The sequence below is a fragment of the Alkalibacterium sp. s-m-28 genome (assembly GCF_054658175.1).
This window is the reverse complement of record NZ_BAAGIQ010000139.1, coordinates 1-3,606: the sequence shown is the minus strand read 5'-3', so window position 1 is coordinate 3,606 and position 3,606 is coordinate 1. Positions and strand designations below refer to the sequence as shown.

The window sequence follows — 3,606 nt, the reverse complement described above, 5'->3', positions numbered from 1 at the left end:
ATTTCAACTTTCAACCAAGCGTTAACAAAAAAGAGATTCTAGACTTGAAACATATGGCTTTTATGGAGAAAAAAGAAAACTTAGTTTTCATTGGAAACCCTGGTGTAGGGAAAACACACCTTGTCATCGCATTAGGCATTGAAGCATGTCATCAAGGCTACCGTACGCTGTTTATCAGTTGTCATGAATTACTTTTACGTCTTCGTTCTGCCTTTGAAAAAGGGACCGTTGAACGTGTTCTTAAACGATATGCCAAGTATGATCTTTTGATCATTGATGAAATAGGTTATTTACCAATTCAAAAAGTTGAAGCTAACCTCTTCTTTCAACTATTAACGATGCGTTACGAAAAGAAATCAACAATGATTACGACAAATATTATCTTATCTCGATGGGGGGAGCTATTTCAGAATTCTGAAATAGCCGCCGCCATTCTTGATCGCCTGGTTCACCATGTTAAAGTCTTCAAGATTACTGGAAAATCATATCGTATGAAAGGAAAAATATAAATGGACTTCTAAATTAGACTGTCAAAAACCTACATTTTTATTCTGTCATAAACCTACAATTTTATACTGTCCTTGACACAGTATATATTTTACCCAGCTAAGTTAAATAATTCACTCATTTTTTTCTGCAATAGTGAAAAATATAACAAAAAAGTTATTTATTTTATGATCTTTATTCCTCCTGTCAAAAACCTTACTACAATAGTTTTAAACCCATAAACATACTATAAAACAAACCTTTTTGAAAGCGCTATTATTAAAAAAACTTTCTTTTCCCTCTTTACAAATGAATTTATTTTGTATATTATATATTCATATTGTGAAAGAAGTAACAATCTTGTGGAGGAGATTATTTTGACAAAAGTACGAACGATTGTAGAAGACCAAGAAACATTACAAAATGCACTAGATGAAGTTAGAAAAGCTCAAAGAGAATTCGCTCATTTTACTCAAGAAGAAGTAGATAAAGTATTTTTAGCAGCATCTGTTGCAGCAAACCAAGCGAGAATTCCTCTGGCCAAACATGCCGTTGAAGAATCCGGTATGGGTTGTGTAGAAGATAAAGTTATTAAGAACCATTATGCAGCAGAATTTGTATACAACAATTACAAAGACACTCAGACAGTAGGAATCGTTGAAGAAGATACAAGCTATGGAATTAAGAAAGTTCTTGAGCCAATTGGTGTCATCTCAGCGATTATTCCAACAACGAACCCAACGTCCACTACCATATTCAAAATTTTAATCGCATTGAAAACACGAAATGGAATTGTCATTAGTCCTCACCCTAGAGCAAAGGACTGTACAATTGAAACCGCTAAGATTATTTTAGACGCGGCAGTTAAAGCCGGAGCGCCTGAAGGAATTATTAGTTGGATTGATGTGCCAAGTCTAGAACTCACACAAATGGTTATGGCAGAATCAGACACCATCTTGGCGACAGGTGGACCAGGAATGGTAAACGCCGCTTATTCATCAGGTAAGCCAGCTCTTGGTGTAGGTGCAGGAAACACGCCAGCAATTATTGACGATAGTGCTGACATCTTGTTGGCAGTGAACTCAATCATCCATTCAAAAACATTTGATAATGGGATGATTTGTGCATCGGAACAGTCTGTAGTGGTATTAGACGACGTTTATGACGAAGTTAAAAAAGAATTTGCTTACCGTAATTGTCATTTCTTAAATGATAAAGAGCTAGACAAAGTACGTAAGACAATCATTATTAATGGAGCGCTAAACTCTAAGATTGTTGGACAACCAGCTCCAGTAATTGCGGAATTAGCAGGAATTAATGTTCCAGAAACAACGAAAATTTTAATTGGTGAAGTGACAGATGTAAGCTCGGCGGAAGAATTTGCTCATGAAAAACTATCTCCTCTTCTTGCCATGTACCGTGCGGACGACTTTGACGATGCGCTTGATAAAGCTGATCGTTTGGTAAAAGATGGTGGATATGGTCATACATCAGCACTGTATATTGACACAGCTGCAGAGAATGATCGATTAGAGAAATTCCAAAACCGTATGAAAACAGCACGGATCCTAATTAATACTCCTTCATCACAAGGTGGTATAGGTGATATTTATAACTTTAAACTAACACCTTCTTTAACCTTGGGTTGTGGAACATGGGGTGGAAACTCTGTATCAGAAAACGTTGGCGTCAAGCACTTACTCAATATTAAAACAGTAGCTGAAAGGAAAGAAAATATGTTATGGTTGAAAACTCCAGCAAAAACATTCTTTAAGCGCGGTTGTCTACCACTTGCCTTGGACGAATTAAAAGCAGTACAAAACAAGAAACGTGCATTTATTGTTACGGATAAATTTCTATTTGACAATGGATACACAGATACAATTACTAAAAAGTTAGATGCATTAGGTATTGAACACAAAACGTTCTCTAACGTTCAGCCTGACCCTACACTTTCTAATGTCACGCAAGGTGCAAATGAAATGCATGATTTCCAACCTGACACCATTATTGCTGTCGGTGGAGGTAGTCCGATGGATGCTGCGAAAATCATGTGGGTAATGTATGAACATCCCGAAACAGACTTTATGGACTTAGCCATGCGTTTCATGGATATCCGTAAACGAGTATTAGGATTCCCTGTCTTAGGTGAAAAAGCTTACTTTGTAGCGATTCCTACTACTGCTGGTACAGGTGCTGAAGTGACACCATTTGCGGTAATTACAGATGATGAGTCAAATGTAAAATACCCATTAGCAGACTACCAGTTAATGCCAGATATGGCAGTTGTCGATGCAGACTTAATGGATAATGCTCCTAAAGGATTAACGGCCTATTCAGGATTTGATGCAGTCACTCACGCATTAGAAGCCTACGCTTCTGTTATGGCATCAGACTATACGGATGGACTAGCCTTACAAGCACTAAAAGTTGCTTTTGAATACTTGCCAAGAGCCTATAAATACGGTGCCAAAGACCCTGTCGCTCGTGAAAAAATGGGGGATGCTTCAACAATGGCCGGAATGGCGTTTGGTAATGCTTTCCTAGGTGTCTGTCACTCAATGGCACACAAATTAGGCTCTCAGCACCATGTCACTCACGGTTTAGCAAACGCATTATTAATTAATGAAGTGATTTCCTTTAACGCAAGTGAAACACCAACAAAAATGGGGACTTTCTCACAGTATGACCATCCAAAAGCATTAAGTAGATATGCTGAAATTGCCGATCACTTAAACTTAGGTGGAAATACCGATGAAGAAAAATTAGAGAACTTACTCGACGCACTAAATGAATTAAAAGCAGAAATTGGTATTAAACAGACCATCCAAGAATACGATGTCCCAGAAAAAGAATTCTTAGATACTCTTGATGCAATGGTTGAGAATGCATTTGATGACCAGTGTACTGGCTCAAACCCTCGCTACCCATTAATGAGCGAAATAAAAGAAATGTATCTAAATGCATACTATGGAAAGGATAGGTAGTTATGGAAAGGGGCTGGGAAAAAACCAGCTCTTAACAAACAAAAAGAACAATGAAAACCGTCGGTTTTAGATGGTCTTCATTGTTCTTTTGTATTTTTTCTGAAGATGTAGAAGTACATCCTCCTTTTCTTCG

At 37.5% G+C, this 3,606-nt stretch carries 2 protein-coding genes; both read left to right on the top strand.

The window, feature by feature from the left end; translation table 11 throughout:
• Positions 1-509, top strand: a 509-nt coding sequence (gene istB, locus ACYQ4S_RS11215; protein WP_459771203.1) for an IS21-like element helper ATPase IstB, incomplete at its 5' end; no start/stop codon positions are given.
• A gap of 354 nt (positions 510-863) precedes the next feature.
• Positions 864-3,473 (top strand): bifunctional acetaldehyde-CoA/alcohol dehydrogenase, encoded by a 2,610-nt coding sequence (adhE, locus tag ACYQ4S_RS11210; protein ID WP_459771201.1) that lies wholly within the window; start codon positions 864-866, stop codon positions 3,471-3,473.
• Positions 3,474-3,606 lie beyond the last annotated feature (133 nt).